The following is a 15285-nucleotide window of genomic DNA, read 5'->3' on the forward strand; positions in this document are numbered from 1 at the left end:
CCCTCACCGGACCCATCGGCTTTTACCCCGTGGTGCCAGACGCTGCGTGGGTGCAGCGCCTGCTGGGCTGGGGAGTGCGCACGGTCCAGCTACGCATCAAGGCTGCTGACCACACGCCCGCCGAAATTGACCAGCAGGTTCGCGCCGCAGTTCTTGCCGGCCGTGCCGTGACGGGCGCGCAGGTGTTCATCAACGACCACTGGAAACTGGCCTTGGCCGCAGGCGCATACGGTGTGCATCTGGGCCAGGAAGACCTGGACACCGCCGATCTGAATGCGTTGCGCAATGGCGGCCTGCGTCTGGGCCTGAGCACACATACCCCCACCGAGCTCGCCCGTGCCAGCGCCGTGCAACCGTCGTACCTGGCTATCGGCCCGGTCTACCCGACCACCCTCAAGGTCATGCCCTATGAGCCCGTGGGTCTGATGCGCCTGAAGGACTGGGCGGCGCAGGCGGCACCGTACCCGGTGGTGGCGATAGGCGGCATTTCGCTGGCGCGGATACAGGGCGTGATGGCCTGCGGTGTTGATGGCGTGGCCGTGGTCAGCGCAGTGACACAGGCGGCTGACCCGCAGCAGGCTTCGCTAGCCGGGTTGCAGCTGGCGGCCAAAGGAATGGCAAATTCGTAATTTGCAGGTCGGGTGACGCCGGCGACCAAACCGACCTACGGGCTACAGCGAAAGCGGGGAGTCCTCACCCCTCCTTCTCCCAGAGGCAGAGGAAGTAAATTGGCTATAGCCCCATAACAGCGGGGTTATTTGGCTATCATTATGATAGCGTCTGATAGTCGGTATAGCCCTTGGCGCCGCCGCCGTAAAAGGTGGCTGGGTCGGGCTTGTTGAGTGGCGCGTTGCGGCGCAGGCGTTCCACCAGGTCGGGGTTGGCGATGAAAGGTTTGCCAAAGGCGACCAGGTCGGTACCGTCGGCCACGGCTTGCTCGGCCAGGGCCTTGTCGTAACCGTTGTTCACCATCCAGGCCGCTTTGCCACCCGCTGTGCGGTACGTGGCTTTGAGGGCTGAGTAGTCAAACGGACGATCAGGCAGCTCGCGCGGGCCACCCGTTGCGCCTTCAATGATATGGATGTAGGCCAGATTCAGCGTGGCGAGTTTTTGGATCACGTAGTCAAACAGCGGCTGCGGATCGGCATCGTACGCGTCGTTGGCTGGCGTGACGGGCGACAGGCGAATGCCGGTGCGGCCGCCACCCACGGCGGTCGTCACCGTGCGCACTACTTCGAGCAGCAGGCGCGCGCGATTTTTGATGCTGCCGCCGTAGTCGTCGGTGCGCTGGTTGGAGCCGCTTTTGAGGAACTGGTCGAGCAGGTAGCCGTTGGCGGCATGGATTTCGACGCCGTCAAAGCCGGCGGTTTCCACTGCGTTGCGTGCTGCGGCCTGGTAGGTGTGCACCAGGCCGGGCAGCTCTTCGGCGTCGAGGGCGCGCGGCGCGGAGGTGTCCACAAAGGTAGGCACGCCGTTCTTGATCAGCACGGTTTTGGTCTTGGCGGTGATGGCCGACGGTGCCACGGGTTGGCCGCCGTCCGGCTGCAATTCATTGTGCGAGACCCGGCCCACATGCCAGAGCTGCACCACAATCTTGCCGCCCGCGTCGTGCACGGCCTCGGTGACGCGCTTCCAGCCGTCGAGCTGCTCGGTGCCATAGAGGCCGGGCACATCGGAATAGCCCTGGCCCTGGTGGCTGATAGCGGTGGCTTCGGTAATCAAGAGGCCGGCGCTGGCGCGCTGGGTGTAGTACTCCGCCATGAGCGGGGTGGGGATGGCGTCGGGTGCGCGGTTGCGCGTCAGCGGTGCCATGACGATGCGGTTGGCGAGTTGCAGGTCGCCGACCTGGGTGGGGTCAAATAATGAGCGCATGGAAGGGTTCCGGGATTGAAGACAGGCTTTAGTGTGCACCTATCTGAAGTGTCTGGGCAAGACGGATTACCGGATTTGCGCTAACTGGCTGGCCTTTGCGCTATGTCAGCTTACTTGAGCAAGCCTTCTTCTTTCATGGCGGCCTGAACGGCGGGGCGGGCCGCCATGCGCTCGCGAAACGCCGCGAGGTGGGCAAAGCTGGAAATATCCATGCCCACATAAGGCGGCCAGTTGGTCACGGTAAAGAGGTAAGGGTCGGCCACGCTGAAGGCATCGCCCATCAGGTAGTGCTTGCCGGCCAGCTCGCCGTCCACCCACTGCAGGCGCGACAGCAACCTGTCGATCACGATGGGCTTGTAGTCTGCGGGTGTGGCCGGGTTGAACAGTGGGCTGAAGCCCTTGTGCAGCTCGCTGCTGATGAAGTTGAGCCACGACTGCAATTGTGCGCGTGCGAGGGTGCCGTTGGCCGGTGCCAGCTTCTTGTCGGGCACCTGGTCGGCGATGTACTGCACGATGGCCGGGCCTTCCGTCAGGCGCGTGCCATCGTCCAGCTCCAGCAGGGGCACAGCGCCCAGCGGGTTGATGGTGTAGTAGTCGGTGCCGTCCAGCAGGCGGTGGGTTTTGGTGGACGCTAAAACATGCTCGAACGCCAACCCTGACTCGTGCAGCGTGATGTGCGGAGACAGGGAGCAGGCGCCCGGGGAGTAGTAAAGCTTCATGGGGTTGGTCCTTGTTTTTTTGGAGATGGGGGGATTGAAACAGCCCCCATGCTAGCTGCAAAGCAGGTTTTCTGATGCGCCGTGGGCGTGCCCCTCTCGGCAGGCGTCGCGCCCCATATGCCTGAACTCACGCTTTCGCCCAAATAATGGGCGTGGGTGGCTGCGGGCTTGTCCTACAGCGGCATGCGGGCGCTGCTGATTCTTTGGCGACGCAGGCACTTTTATTATTGAGCGGTGGTGGTATGACTTTTCATGATTGGAGTTAGTGCTTTATTTTGCTTGGTGAGGCCTTGCATTGGCGAAGGAGAACCTGATGCTCAAATACGCGATTTTTTTTACGGTGATTTCACTGATCGCTGGCGCCCTCGGTTTTGGGGGTGTGGCGGCAGGCGCTGCCGGCATTGCCAAGATCCTGTTCGGCCTGTTCCTGATTCTGGCAGTTATTTTTGTGGTGTTGGCGGCCCTGGGTGTGGGCGCGGTGCAGAAGGTGATGAAATAAATGAATCCTCCCGTTTCGGTGCCGCCAGGCACGGTGGTGTCCCGGCTCAAGGAACGGCTTCGTTATCCCTGCGCGCATACTGGGATTGACGTGGCAACAAGCCCGGCGACAGCGGTAGTGCCATTGATGCCCGGACGTCAAACTGGCTTTCCGGCCAGCATTGCGGAATTTTTGCTTGTGTTCCGTTTGCGTGCGCGCCGCTCTTCGGCAAGTTCTACTGATGTGATGGCGCGCGCCGTTCGCATGGTCTTGGTGACCTGCCAACACTGGTTTGCCGCAGCGGACCGTCAGAAAACCGGTCCTCGCAGGCGTTGCTGATACTGGCCGCGTGATGGCGGTCTGGTTCTGTTTTTTTTCTTTACACCGGCGATCAATTTCATACACACTTCCCTTGTTGATTCCTTGCTGGAGTGCGAGGTCCGCAGCCCGTCAGTCGTTGTAGTGGAGCCATTAGTTGACGATAAACGGACGGCCCGTTGACGTGGTTTTGCTACGGGACGGCAAGTTTTTCACGTCGTGAGAGGACGGCTTAATTGGCGACTTGTTGGAATTTGACGCCGGGGCTTTGGAACCCGGCGCTTCAAGTCCGACAGATTTCTGGAGCCCTGCGGCTGTCGCATTTTGAGAATTTGCGGGCTGTTCTGCTGCTGTGTCAGGGTTTGTCCTAGGTGTGTTCTGGGGGCTGATTTCAATAATGGCTATGCAGCTTCATTCATAGCAAGGCATTTCAGCGTTGCCGCTACCCAAGGAGACCCCCTCATGCAAAAGGTGTTGCACATCAACCCTGACAAATGCACTGGCTGTTTGCAGTGCGAGATGGCCTGTTCTTTTGAGAACTACGGCGTCTTCGCGACCGCCAAGTCGCGCATCAAGGTGTTCGACTTTCACGATACCGGCAAAAAGGTGCCCTACACCTGCACCCAGTGCGATGAGGCCTGGTGCTTGCACGCCTGCCCGGTGGAGGCCATCACGGTGGACAAGCTCACGGGTGCGAAGGTGGTCAACGAAACCACTTGCGTGGGTTGCAAGGTCTGCACCATCGCCTGCCCGTTCGGCACCATCAACTATGTGCAGGAAACCGGCAAGGTGCAAAAGTGCGACCTGTGCGGCGGTGAACCCGCCTGCACTGAGGCGTGCCCCACCCAGGCCATCACCTTCATTGACGCCAACTGGACCGGTCTGGGCAAGATGCAGCAATGGGCTGACAAGCTTGGCAACCAACCTTCGGCCGCTTAAGGAGTAACGAATATGTCTTGGGCAGGAAAAATTCTTCGCGTTGACTTGAGCACCGGAACCGTCAAGTCTGAACCCCTCAACATGGACTGGGCGCAGACCTATCTGGGCTCGCGTGGCCTGGGCAGCAAATACTTGGTGTCCGAAGTGGACCCCAAGGTGGACCCGCTGTCGCCTGGCAACAAAATCATCTGGGCCACCGGGCCGCTGACGGGCACTATGGCTTCCACCGGGGGCCGTTACACCGTCATCACCAAGAGCCCGCTGACCGGCGCCATTGCCTGTTCGAATTCGGGCGGCTATTGGGGTGCCGAGCTCAAGATGGCAGGCTGGGACATGATCATTTTCGAGGGCAGGTCGGCCAAGCCGGTGTACCTTTATATCAACGACGACATGGCGGAGCTGCGCGACGCGGCTCACCTGTGGGGCAAGAGCGTCTGGCAGACCGAAGCCATGCTCAAAACAAGTCTGCAAGATCCCTTGGTGCGCGTTTCGAGCATTGGCAAGGCGGGTGAAAACGGCGTGCTGTATGCTGCCGTGGTCAACGATCTGCATCGCGCCGCCGGCCGTTCGGGCGTGGGCACGGTGATGGGCGGCAAGAACCTCAAGGCGATTGCGGTGCGTGGCACAAAGGGCGTGGGCAATATTCGCGATCCCGAGGCCTTCATGAAGGTCACCTACGAGAAGAAGAAGATCCTGCATGACAACGCCGTCACGGGCCAGGGCCTGCCGGCCTTTGGCACCCAGGTGCTGATGAATGTGATCAACGAAATAGGTGCGCTGCCCACCCGCAACCACCAGGATGTGCAGTTCGAGGGGGCCAAGGACATCTCGGCCGAAGCCATGGCCACGCCGCGCAAGACCGACGGCAAAAAGCAACTGGTCACCAACCAGGCCTGCTTTGGTTGCACCATCGCCTGCGGCCGCATCAGCAAGATGGACGCGGGTCACTTCACGGTGGCCAACAAGCCCCAGTACTGGGGTGCATCAGGCGGGCTGGAGTACGAGGCCGCCTGGGCCTTGGGCGCAGCCAACGGCGTGAACGACCTGGAGGCGCTGCAGTACGCCACCTTGATTTGCAACGAGGAAGGCATTGACCCCATCAGCTTCGGCGCCACCATTGGCGCGGTGATGGAGATGTATGAAATGGGCGTGCTGACCAAGGAGCAGCTCGGTATCGAGGCACCCTTTGGGTCGGCCAAGGCGCTGGCCTTCCTGGTTGAAGAAACCGTGAACAACCGCGGCTTTGGCAAGGAAATTGGCCAGGGGTCCAAGCGCCTGACGGCCAAGTACGGCCACCCTGATCTGTCCATGACGTCCAAGGGGCAGGAATTTCCGGCCTACGACGGGCGGGCCATCCAGGGCATCGGGTTGGCTTACGCCACGTCCAACCGGGGTGGCTGCCACCTGCGGGGCTACACCATTGCATCTGAAGTGCTGGGCATTCCGGTCAAGACCGATCCACTGGAGCATGAAGGCAAGCCCGAGTTGGTCAAGGCCTTCCAGGACGCCACGGCGGCGTTTGATTCGTCAGGCTTGTGCGTATTCACCACCTTCGCCTGGGGTCTGGCTGATTTGGCACCCCAGTTGCAGGCGGCCTGCGGCGAGCAGTACACGACCGAAGAACTGGAAAAAATCGGCGAACGCATCTGGAACATGGAGCGCGAATTCAACAACGCGGCGGGTTTCACCAAGGCGGATGACTCGCTGCCCAAGCGCCTGCTGACCGAACCCGCCAAAACCGGCCCGGCCAAGGGCAAGGTCAACATGCTGGCCGAGATGCTGCCCAAATACTACGCCGCGCGCGGCTGGGACAGCGAAGGCGTTCCGACGACCGCGACCCGGCAGCGTCTGGGCCTATAAACCGGCACGGTCCATAAAAGGCTCGGGTGGGCACTGCTTGCAGGCCCACCCTTTTTTGATTTTGGAGAACAAGCTTATGACCCACCACGTCATTCTGGGCGCAGGCCCTGCCGGTGTGATTGCCGCCGAAACCATTCGCAAACAGGCCCCGCACGACACCATCACGCTGGTCGGCGACGAAGCCGAGCCGCCTTACTCGCGCATGGCCATTCCCTACCTGTTGATGGGCAACATCGACGAGCGCGGCACCTACCTGCGGAAAAATCCGGCTCATTTCCGGGATTTGAAGGTTAATCAGATCCAGGCCCGCGTCAAGTCTGTGGATATTGCTCTCAAAAGCGTAGCGCTGGACAATGGCCAGGCCGTGCCTTATGACCGGCTGCTGATCGCCACCGGCTCGTGCCCCGTGCGCCCACCGATTCCGGGCATGGACAGTGCTGGCGTATACCCCTGCTGGACCTTGCAGGATGCCCGTCACATCATGGCGCTGGCCCGGCCCGGCGCACGCGTGCTGCAGATGGGTGCGGGCTTTATCGGCTGCATCATCATGGAGGCGCTGATGCAGCGCGGCGTGCAGCTGAGCGTGGTCGAGATGGGCGACCGCATGGTGCCGCGCATGATGGGTGCTATGGCCGGCGGCATGATCCGCGACTGGTGCGAAACCCAGGGCGTGCAGGTCTTCATCGGCACCCGGGTTGAAGCCATTGAGCCCGGCACGCCTCTGAAGGTGCGCCTGTCCGGCGGGCAAACGGTGGAGGCTGATCTGGTCATCAGCGCCACCGGCGTCAAGCCCAACATCGGTTTTCTGGAACATTCCGGCATCACCTGCCTGCAGGGTGTGCTGACCGACGAGCACCTGCAGACCAGTGTGCCGGGCATCTACGCGGCAGGCGATTGCGCCGAAGCCTTTGACAAAGTCAGCGGCAAGACCATCGTCAGCGCCATCCAGCCCAACGCGGCCGAGCAGGCCCGGGTGGCCGCGCTCAACATGGTCGGTCAACAGGTCGAACTCAATGGCGTCACCCAGATCAACGTGCTGGACACGCTGGGCCTGATTTCCACCAGCTTTGGCAACTGGGAGGGCGTCCCCGGCGGTGAGCAGGTGGTGCTGACCGACCGCGGAGCCGATGGCGGAAAGGGCCGTCACCTGAGCCTGCAGTTCAAGGACGATGTGATGGTGGGCTGCAACAGCGTGGGCTGGACCGAGCATGTGGGCGTGATGCGCGGGCTGGTGGAGGGCGCCGTCCATCTCGGCCCCTGGAAGGAAGTTCTGAAACAAGACCCGACCAAACTGATGGAAGCCTATCTGGCCAGCGCCCAGGCGCAGGGCCAATGGAGCGGGGCAGCCGACGAGCGGCGGCGATGAAGATCACCTTCAAGCTGTTTGCCACGCTGACCGACTACCTGCCCGTGTCTGCGCGCCGCAGCAACATCGTCGAACTGGACGTGGCGCCTGACGCCGCCATCAGCCAGATCATCGAACCCTTTGGACTGCCGCCGAAACTGGTGCACCTGGTGCTGGTCAATGGCCGCTACATCGAGCCGGACCAGCGCCTGACCACCACCCTGAGCGAAGGCGACGTGCTGGCCATCTGGCCACCGATTGCTGGCGGCTGAAGGGCCGGCTGATGCAGTCCCACTACCTCGAACAGTTCGAGCGCGACATGGGCTGCACCGAAGTCGAGTGGCTGGGCTGGTTGCCGGCCGCGCTCGGGCAGCATCTTTGGCAGCGCGATGGCGCTTCGGTGCAGGTGTCGATCGGCCCTGGTAGCTTGCAGATTCACTGGCAGCAGGCTGAACCCCGCGTGCTGGGCCTGGCTCGCATTCCGCGCCTGCTGGTGCGCTTTGCCTTTGCCGGGCTGGACGATGCCCAGCGCTACGTCTTTATGAAGCGGTTTGACCTGTATATGCAGCGCGGTGGCGGCTGATTGTTGGCCCGAGTTGCCGGGTTGACTGGAATCTGATGCCCATTTCCCCCGCCCTTGATGCTGTTGGGCGTCTCCTGGGGTTAAAAATGGGTCGTCTGCAGTGTGGCCCGGTTTTTAGAGGGGAAAGTGCTGCTAGCCCAATGAATACGGGCATAAAAGCTACAAAATACATAGCAAGCAATGGCCTGTGCGGTCCGCTCTCACAGGGCGTGCGTCACCAGTTTGAAATCCGGGTCTTCGGCAAAAGGCTTGACGGCAAAGCCCAGACCTTTCATGAGCTTGAGCATGCTGGGGTTGTTGGCCAGCACCAGACCGTCGATTTCAGTTAGCCCCTTGTCGCGAGCCACATCCATGATGCTTTGCATCAGGCGCGAGCCCAGGCCCTTGCTGTTGAAGTCGTCGGCCACCACCAGCGCGAACTCGCAGCTGGACTGGTCAGGGTTGGTGATGTAGCGTGACACGCCGACGATGCGCTCGGTCTCGAGGATCTCGCCCTTTGGCCCGGCTCGGCGCTCCTTGAACACGGCCACCAGCGCCATTTCGCGGTCGTAGTCGATCAGCGTGAAACGTGCCAGCATGGACGGCGGCAGCTCGACCATGGATGAGATGAAACGGAAATAGCGGCTTTCGGGCGAGAGGTGCTGCATCAGGTCCTGCAGCATCTGCGCATCGTCCGGGTGGATGGGGCGCACGGTGTACTCGCCGCCGCCGCGCAGCGGCCACAGCTGTTCGTAGCGCGCCGGGTAAGGCAGGATGGCCAGGTGGTTGTAGTTGTTGGCGCGGCCGCTCATGGCTTGCGGCGCGTGGTCGATGATGATGCGCGCGTCCACCGCCACGGCACCTGACTCGTCGACGATGATGGGGTTAATGTCCATCTCGCGCAACTGGGGCAGCTCGCACACCATTTCCGAGACGCGCAGCAATATCTGCTCCAGCGCGTCCATGTTGACCGCGCTGGCGCCGCGCCACTCGCCCAGCGTCTCCGCCACGCGCGAACGTTCGATCAGGCGGCGCGCCAGAAACTGGTTGAGCGGCGGCAGCTCCATGGCGCGGTCGTTGATGAGTTCGATCATGGTGCCGCCAGCGCCGAAGGCAATTACCGGGCCGAAGGGGTCGTCGGTGACAAGCCCTACGCAGACCTCGCGGCCGCGCCGGGCGCGCGCCATGTTCTGCACGGTCACGCCGTTGATGCGCGCGTTGGGTTGCAGGCGCGCCACGGCTTGCATCATGTCGTTGTAGGTGTCACGCGCGCCGGTGGCGTTCATGATGTTGAGCGCCACGCCTTCCACGTCCGACTTGTGGCTGATGTCGGGTGAGTCGATCTTGAGTGCCACCGGAAAGCCCAGTTGCGTGGCGATCATCATGGCCTCGTTGGCGCTGCGCGCCAGGATGGTTTTGGTGACGGGAATGTGGAAGGACGAAAGCAGGGTCTTGGACTCCATCTCGGTCAGCACCTTGCGGCGCTCGGCCAGCACATTTTCGATAATCAGTCGCGCGCCCTCGATGTCGGGCTTGGCCAGCATGGACAGGGGCGGTGGGGTTTGCTGGAGCAACTGCTGGTTTTGATAGAACGAGGCGATGTTGCCGAAGGCGCCTACGGCCGCCTCGGGCGTGCGGAAACTGGGAATGGCCGCCGCTTTGAGAAGGCCGCGTGCCGCAACCACTGCGGTATCACCCATCCAGCACGCCAGCAGCGGCTTGCCCATGCTGCGCTTGACCTCGACCAGCGCGCGCGCCACCTCCGAGGCGTCGGCGCCGGCTTTGGGTGAATAGATGGCCAGCACGCCGTCAATCTGGCGGTCCTTGCCTGCTGCTTCAATCGCCGCCCGGTAGTGCTCGGGGCTGGCGTCTTCCGACAGGTCGATCAGATCCGACAGCGACGCGAAGTCAGGCAACTGCGGCTTGAGGGCGCTGACAGACTCGGGCGAGAGCTTGCCCAGCTGCAAGAAAATTTCATTGACCCAGTCAGCCGCCAGCACGCCGGGCCCGCCGCCGTTGGTGACGATGGCCAGGCGCCGACCCACCGGGCGGTAGCGTGAGGCCAGGCACTTGGCCGCCGAGAACAGTTCCACGAACGAGCGCACCCGCACCGCGCCGGCACGGCGCAGGGCGGCGTCAAACACATCGTCGCTGCCGACGATGGCGCCGCTGTGGGTCTGCGCCGCCTCGTTGCCAGCCGGTTTGCGACCGGCCTTGAGCACCACCACCGGCTTGGCACTGGCAGCCGTACGCAGCGCGCTCATGAAGCGGCGCGCGCTGGAGATGCCCTCCAGATAAATGACGATGCTGTGGGTTTGCTGATCGTTGGCCAGGTAATCCAGCACCTGGGCAATGTCCACCGAGGTATTGGGTCCCAGGGAAATGACCGAAGAAAAGCCCACCGCGTTGCTGTTGGCCCAGTCGAGCATGGAGGCGGTCAGCGCACCCGACTGCGACACCAGCGCGAGAGAGCCGGCCTTGGCCAGCGGTCCAGCCGCGCTGGCATTGAGCTGCAGTTGCGGACGCTGGAAACCCATGCCATTGGGGCCGAGCAGGTACATGCCTTCGCGGCGCGCAATTTTCTTGAGCTCGTCGGCCTTGTCGGCGCTGATGCCGCTGGAGATCACCAGCGCCGCGCGGCAGGCCATGCGGCCGGCAATCTCCAGCGCGGCGGTCACGTCCTGCGGCGGCAGCGCAATGATGGCCAGATCCGCCCGCGTTTGCGCCAGGTCCGCCAGCGTGCCACTGGTGTGGATGTCCAGAAACACCAGGGTGCCGCTGTAGCGCTGGGCACGCAGGGCCTCGTGCAAGGCCTTGGCGTGCGTGGTCTGCGTGGCCGGATCGTCGGCCTGGCCGGCGAAGACAACGATGGATTCAGGCGAGAAAAGCGGAGTGAGGTAGTGTTTGTCCATAGGTGTTCCAGTCAGCGCCTAGCAGCCCGCCTGACATGCGCAGTGGCACTGCGCGCCAGCGGGTTGAGCGCATAGCCATCTTCCAGGCAGGAGAGAGATGATACGGCCACTTATAGCGTTGGGCGGCGGCCCTGAGCTTCTGCGTGACCCGACGCGTCGTCGGTCTCGGCAAAGCCGGGCTTGCCCCAGCCGCTCGGGCATTTGGGGGGTGAGCGCCATTTCGTGACGTGTGCAATCGACATGGGTGAGAGGTAGGTAGAAAGCAAATCAGTGTTCTTGGGCAACCCTGGCGACTCCAGCCAGATTCCGCTGTCAGTTTAGGCCTGCCGGCGCTGGACCGTTTTGATGTAAAACATGTTTTGCGATTACCTCCAGCGCATTTTTGACACCCGCGCAGATAGGCATGAAGACAAGGGCTCAACGCAGGCAACACGAGACGATCCGTTGATCTCGCAATCATGGCGGCATTCACCTTTGATTTGCGTGGTTTACAAAGCCAAAAGTGTCGCCAGCGCGGCTCAGTGCAAACGCCTTGTGCGCCACCCAAGCATTGCGCGTTGAGTTGCAGCGGCACCAGATGGCTTTGCGAGCGCAGGCCACCCAATGGACCGGGGGAGGCGCTAAGCACGCCAACCACCTTGCCGGCGAAGGACTTGAAGCCCTCCTGCCAAGCCGGGTACTCCTGCATCAGTTGTCACCCGCCCCTCACGTCTGGGCTTCCAGGTCGGCGTTGTACATCAGTAGGTCAAAGTCGGTCAGTTTGCGCTTGGGGAAGTTCAGGCGCCTGATTTCACCACAGGCTGTGGGGGCAATGCTGAACAGCTGGTTGTTGCACTGAAACCCATTAAAATGTACAAAATAAATTTTTTTGTACAAAATGCACACCATTGCCCTGAGTGAATTCCGCGCCCATGCTTCGGCCATGATTGACCTGGTCGAGCGGGGAGAGACCATACGCATCTTGCGGCATGGCAAACCCGTGGCCGAGCTGGTGCCTGCAAAACCGGCAGCGCCTGAGAAGATTCCGAGTTGGAAGCGCCCCATCAAGCCGCTGGAGTATCTGCGTGCTGATGGCAAGACCTTGGCGCAACTGATCATTGAAGAGCGTGAAAGCGCACGGTACTGAAATGAAATTATTACTGGATGCCTCGGCCATTATCAAGCGTTACAAGCGCGAGATCGGCCATGACGCGGTGGCGCGTCTGCTGATGACCGCTGATGTTGTGGTGCTGGCCGCGCATTGCAAGGTTGAAATTTCCTCCAGCTTGAGCCGCGAGGTCGATGACAACTCGATTGACACGGGCCAGTATGCGCGTGTGATGAGCGAGGTAGCGCAGGATTTTGTGGACTTTGATGTGCGGCCCATCAGCCCCGAGATTGAAGCCCTGGCGATCGCGTCCATGGAACACAACCGCTTGTGCGCCATGGATGCGCTGCACATCGGCACCGCCCAAGCGGCAAGGGTTGATTTGTTTGTCACGGCTGATCGAAAACAGGCGCTGGCGGCGCAAGCCGCAGGCCTGAAAACTGAACTGATAGAGGCCTGAAATGTTTTATCCTCAAGAATTTGACGTGATCGTGGTCGGCGGTGGCCATGCGGGTACCGAAGCCGCGCTGGCGGCAGCCCGCATGGGCTGCAAGACCCTGCTCCTGTCACACAATATCGAAACGCTGGGCCAGATGAGCTGCAACCCGTCGATAGGCGGCATTGGCAAGGGTCACTTGGTCAAGGAAGTGGATGCCATGGGCGGCGCGATGGCGCTGGCCACCGACGAGGGCGGCATCCAGTTCCGCATTCTCAACAGCTCTAAAGGCCCGGCTGTGCGCGCCACCCGCGCGCAGGCCGACCGCATTTTGTACAAGGCGGCGATTCGCCGAAGGCTGGAGAACCAGCCCAACCTGTGGCTGTTTCAGCAAGCCGTCGATGACCTGCTGGTGGAGGGTGACCAGGTAGTCGGTGCGGTGACGCAGGTCGGCATCAAGTTCCGTTCGCGCACCGTGGTACTGACGGCCGGGACTTTTCTGGACGGCAAGATCCATGTGGGGCTGAACAATTACGCAGCAGGCCGGGCGGGTGACCCGCCGGCGGTGTCGCTCAGCGCCCGCCTGAAAGAACTCAAGCTGCCGCAAGGCCGCCTGAAAACCGGCACGCCGCCGCGCATTGACGGCCGCTCGATCGACTTCAGCAAATGCGGGGTGCAGCCGGGTGACGGCATGCCGGGCGGCTTGGCCGGGCCGGTGCCGGTGTTCAGCTTCATGGGCGGGAACATCCCGCACCCGCAGCAAATGCCGTGCTGGATCACCCACACCAATGCGCGCACGCACGACATCATTCGTTCCGGGTTTGACCGCAGCCCGATGTTCACCGGCAAGATTGACGGCATAGGCCCGCGCTACTGCCCGAGCGTGGAAGACAAGATCAACCGCTTTGCCGACAAGGATAGCCACCAGATTTTTCTGGAGCCGGAAGGTCTGACGACGCACGAGATTTACCCCAACGGCATCTCCACCAGCCTGCCTTTTGACATCCAATACGCCCTGGTGCGTTCCATGGCAGGCATGGAAAATGCCCACATCCTGCGACCCGGCTACGCCATTGAGTACGACTACTTTGACCCGCGCGCGCTCAAAACCAGCTTTGAAACCCGGGCGATAGGCGGTTTGTTTTTTGCCGGGCAAATCAATGGCACCACCGGCTACGAAGAGGCCGCCGCCCAAGGCATGTTTGCTGGCATCAATGCTGCGCTCCAATGCCAGGACAAGGAGGCCTGGCTACCCAGGCGCGACGAAGCCTATCTGGGCGTGCTGGTTGATGACCTGATTACCAAGGGCGTGACCGAACCCTACCGCATGTTTACCAGCCGGGCGGAGTTCCGCCTGATGCTGCGTGAGGACAACGCCGACCTGCGCCTGACCGAAAAGGGCAGGGAGCTGGGGCTGGTGGACGACGCCCGCTGGGACGCTTTCAACCGCAAGCGCGACGCTGTTTCACGTGAAACAGAGCGCCTTCGTTCCATCTGGATCAACCCCAACAACCTGCCTGTGGCGGAAGCCGAGCGGGTATTGGGCAAGGGGATTGAGCGCGAATACAATCTGGCCGATTTGTTGCGCCGCCCTGATGTGAACTACGCCGGGTTGATGTCGCTGAGCGAGGGTAAATATGCCAATCCTGACATTCCGGTGGGGCAGGTCACTGTTTCACGTGAAACAGCTTTGCCTGCGGACTTGGTTAAAAACGTGATTGAGCAAATCGAGATCACCGCCAAATACGCGGGCTATATTGACCTGCAGAGGGTTGAAGTGGAGCGGGCTTCGCACTACGAAAATCTCAAGTTGCCGGCCGATCTGGATTACCTGCAGGTCTCGGCTCTGAGCTTTGAGGCGCGCCAGACTTTAGCCACGCAGCGACCCGAAACGCTGGGCATGGCATCGCGGATTTCAGGCATTACCCCTGCGACGGTGTCGCTGCTGCTGGTTCATCTTAAAAAGAACCTGTGGAAAAACACCGCACCGCTTAAATCCAACGAGCAAGCCGAAGCCTGATGCGCGGCGCCGAACAGGATTTGCGATCCGTGTTGTTGGCTGGCTTGCGGGCGCTGCGGCTGGACTTGAGCGACCAGCAGGTGCTCCAGTTGCTGGACTACCTGGGCTTGATCGAGAAATGGACCAAGGTTTATAACCTCACGGCCGTGCGCGATCCGGCGGAAATGATGACGCACCACCTGCTGGACAGTCTGGCGGTCATCGTGCCCTTGCGGCAGCACCTTCAAAAGGCCGGGCTGGAGCAGGGTAGTCGCCTGCTCGACGTGGGTTCCGGTGCTGGCCTGCCGGGTGTAGTTATCGCGATATGCTGCCCCGAGGTGACGGTGACTTGCGTGGACACAGTCGCCAAAAAGGCGGCTTTCATCAAGCAGGCCGCGCTGGCCCTGAAGCTGCCCAATCTGGCGGGGCTGCATGCGCGGGTGGAAACCATCGTTCAACCATTCGATGTAATCTGCTCCCGGGCATTTGCCTCGCTGGCCGATTTCACCCAATGGTCTGCAGGGGCGCTGGCACCGCATGGCGCATGGATGGCAATGAAAGGCAAACACCCGGCGGACGAATTGGCGGCATTGCCACCCGGCGTGGAAGTGTTTCACGTGGAACACCTGCAGGTGCCGGGGCTGGACGCTGAGCGTTGCATTCTCTGGATGCGCGCCAAGAACTGTGGCGTCAGCTGAAAACTGCGCCTGAAAATGCCCACCAATTCCAGTTTTGAGTGGGTTACGGCGGAAACAAAG

16 protein-coding genes and 1 pseudogene are annotated in these 15285 nt (G+C 61.6%); 11 read left to right on the forward strand and 6 right to left on the reverse strand.

Annotated features, from left to right (window positions below):
- The coding region (thiE, locus tag B3F77_RS14225; protein WP_293605585.1) for a thiamine phosphate synthase at positions 1-629 on the forward strand (629 nt) is incomplete at its 5' end.
- 139 nt (positions 630-768) lie between these two features.
- Here thiE and B3F77_RS14230 read toward each other — a convergent pair.
- Together B3F77_RS14230 and gstA are read right to left on the reverse strand one after the other, a co-directional pair.
- The gene (locus B3F77_RS14230) at positions 769-1872 is read right to left on the reverse strand and encodes an alkene reductase (protein WP_293605586.1); all 1104 of its coding nucleotides are present in this window, start codon (positions 1870-1872) and stop codon (positions 769-771) included.
- A 110-nt stretch (positions 1873-1982) separates the two neighbouring features.
- A complete protein-coding gene (gene gstA, locus B3F77_RS14235; RefSeq protein WP_293605587.1) occupies positions 1983-2591 on the reverse strand; it encodes a glutathione transferase GstA in 609 nt (202 codons plus the stop codon).
- Between the two features lie 313 nt (positions 2592-2904).
- Here gstA and B3F77_RS14240 point away from each other — a divergent pair, with 313 nt between their 5' ends.
- The 6 genes from B3F77_RS14240 (at position 2905) to B3F77_RS14265 (ending at position 8114) form a co-directional block, all read left to right on the forward strand.
- Complete coding sequence (locus tag B3F77_RS14240; RefSeq protein ID WP_293605588.1) at positions 2905-3090, forward strand: DUF1328 family protein; 186 nt, start codon at positions 2905-2907, stop codon at positions 3088-3090.
- A 759-nt stretch (positions 3091-3849) separates the two neighbouring features.
- Complete coding sequence (locus B3F77_RS14245; RefSeq protein ID WP_293605589.1) at positions 3850-4326, forward strand: 4Fe-4S dicluster domain-containing protein; 477 nt, start codon at positions 3850-3852, stop codon at positions 4324-4326.
- 12 nt (positions 4327-4338) lie between these two features.
- Positions 4339-6186 (forward strand): aldehyde ferredoxin oxidoreductase family protein, encoded by a 1848-nt coding sequence (locus B3F77_RS14250; RefSeq protein ID WP_293605590.1) that lies wholly within the window; start codon positions 4339-4341, stop codon positions 6184-6186.
- A 76-nt stretch (positions 6187-6262) separates the two neighbouring features.
- Entirely contained in the window at positions 6263-7552 is a 1290-nt protein-coding gene (locus tag B3F77_RS14255; protein WP_293605591.1) for an NAD(P)/FAD-dependent oxidoreductase, read from the forward strand.
- Positions 7549-7803, forward strand: a complete 255-nt coding sequence (locus B3F77_RS14260; protein WP_293605592.1) for a MoaD/ThiS family protein — start codon at positions 7549-7551, stop codon at positions 7801-7803. Before B3F77_RS14255 ends, B3F77_RS14260 begins: the two co-directional genes overlap by 4 nt.
- Positions 7804-7814: 11 nt before the next feature.
- Positions 7815-8114 (forward strand): hypothetical protein, encoded by a 300-nt coding sequence (locus tag B3F77_RS14265; protein WP_293605593.1) that lies wholly within the window; start codon positions 7815-7817, stop codon positions 8112-8114.
- A gap of 200 nt (positions 8115-8314) precedes the next feature.
- Here B3F77_RS14265 and B3F77_RS14270 read toward each other — a convergent pair whose 3' ends face one another.
- From B3F77_RS14270 to B3F77_RS20795, 4 genes and pseudogenes are all read right to left on the reverse strand, one after another.
- Complete coding sequence (locus tag B3F77_RS14270; protein WP_293605594.1) at positions 8315-11005, reverse strand: bifunctional acetate--CoA ligase family protein/GNAT family N-acetyltransferase; 2691 nt, start codon at positions 11003-11005, stop codon at positions 8315-8317.
- 110 nt (positions 11006-11115) lie between these two features.
- A complete protein-coding gene (locus B3F77_RS14275; RefSeq protein WP_293605595.1) occupies positions 11116-11247 on the reverse strand; it encodes a hypothetical protein in 132 nt (43 codons plus the stop codon).
- Positions 11248-11473: 226 nt separating this feature from the next.
- Positions 11474-11681, reverse strand: a pseudogene (locus B3F77_RS21020) (NADPH-dependent FMN reductase); the annotation flags it as partial.
- Positions 11682-11710: 29 nt separating this feature from the next.
- Positions 11711-11881 (reverse strand): hypothetical protein, encoded by a 171-nt coding sequence (locus tag B3F77_RS20795; RefSeq protein ID WP_349678418.1) that lies wholly within the window; start codon positions 11879-11881, stop codon positions 11711-11713.
- Between the two features lies 1 nt (position 11882).
- Here B3F77_RS20795 and B3F77_RS14285 point away from each other — a divergent pair, with 1 nt between their 5' ends.
- The 4 genes from B3F77_RS14285 to rsmG are packed head-to-tail and all read left to right on the forward strand — an operon-like array spanning position 11883 to position 15225.
- Complete coding sequence (locus tag B3F77_RS14285; RefSeq protein ID WP_293605622.1) at positions 11883-12131, forward strand: type II toxin-antitoxin system Phd/YefM family antitoxin; 249 nt, start codon at positions 11883-11885, stop codon at positions 12129-12131.
- A 1-nt stretch (position 12132) separates the two neighbouring features.
- Complete coding sequence (locus B3F77_RS14290) at positions 12133-12552, forward strand: type II toxin-antitoxin system VapC family toxin (protein ID WP_293605596.1); 420 nt, start codon at positions 12133-12135, stop codon at positions 12550-12552.
- Between the two features lies 1 nt (position 12553).
- Positions 12554-14548, forward strand: coding sequence for a tRNA uridine-5-carboxymethylaminomethyl(34) synthesis enzyme MnmG (mnmG, locus tag B3F77_RS14295; RefSeq protein ID WP_293605597.1), 1995 nt, complete (start codon positions 12554-12556; stop codon positions 14546-14548).
- A complete protein-coding gene (gene rsmG, locus B3F77_RS14300; protein WP_293605598.1) occupies positions 14548-15225 on the forward strand; it encodes a 16S rRNA (guanine(527)-N(7))-methyltransferase RsmG in 678 nt (225 codons plus the stop codon). The genes mnmG and rsmG overlap by 1 nt, the downstream gene beginning before the upstream one ends.
- The last annotated feature ends 60 nt before the right edge of the window (positions 15226-15285 follow it).

This window comes from Polaromonas sp. UBA4122, from assembly GCA_002381615.1.
In the GTDB taxonomy this organism is placed as follows: Bacteria; Pseudomonadota; Gammaproteobacteria; order Burkholderiales; family Burkholderiaceae_C; genus Polaromonas.

Coding starts and splice junctions, on each gene's coding strand:
- B3F77_RS14255 (WP_293605591.1), top strand. CDS start 6,263: ATGACCCACCACGTCATTCTGGGCGCAGGCCCTGCCGGTGTGATTGCC.
- rsmG (WP_293605598.1), top strand. CDS start 14,548: ATGCGCGGCGCCGAACAGGATTTGCGATCCGTGTTGTTGGCTGGCTTG.
- B3F77_RS14250 (WP_293605590.1), top strand. CDS start 4,339: ATGTCTTGGGCAGGAAAAATTCTTCGCGTTGACTTGAGCACCGGAACC.
- mnmG (WP_293605597.1), top strand. CDS start 12,554: ATGTTTTATCCTCAAGAATTTGACGTGATCGTGGTCGGCGGTGGCCAT.
- B3F77_RS14275 (WP_293605595.1), bottom strand. CDS start 11,247: ATGTCGATTGCACACGTCACGAAATGGCGCTCACCCCCCAAATGCCCG.
- B3F77_RS14290 (WP_293605596.1), top strand. CDS start 12,133: ATGAAATTATTACTGGATGCCTCGGCCATTATCAAGCGTTACAAGCGC.
- B3F77_RS14240 (WP_293605588.1), top strand. CDS start 2,905: ATGCTCAAATACGCGATTTTTTTTACGGTGATTTCACTGATCGCTGGC.
- B3F77_RS14245 (WP_293605589.1), top strand. CDS start 3,850: ATGCAAAAGGTGTTGCACATCAACCCTGACAAATGCACTGGCTGTTTG.
- B3F77_RS14230 (WP_293605586.1), bottom strand. CDS start 1,872: ATGCGCTCATTATTTGACCCCACCCAGGTCGGCGACCTGCAACTCGCC.
- B3F77_RS14285 (WP_293605622.1), top strand. CDS start 11,883: ATGCACACCATTGCCCTGAGTGAATTCCGCGCCCATGCTTCGGCCATG.
- B3F77_RS14270 (WP_293605594.1), bottom strand. CDS start 11,005: ATGGACAAACACTACCTCACTCCGCTTTTCTCGCCTGAATCCATCGTT.
- gstA (WP_293605587.1), bottom strand. CDS start 2,591: ATGAAGCTTTACTACTCCCCGGGCGCCTGCTCCCTGTCTCCGCACATC.
- B3F77_RS14260 (WP_293605592.1), top strand. CDS start 7,549: ATGAAGATCACCTTCAAGCTGTTTGCCACGCTGACCGACTACCTGCCC.
- B3F77_RS14265 (WP_293605593.1), top strand. CDS start 7,815: ATGCAGTCCCACTACCTCGAACAGTTCGAGCGCGACATGGGCTGCACC.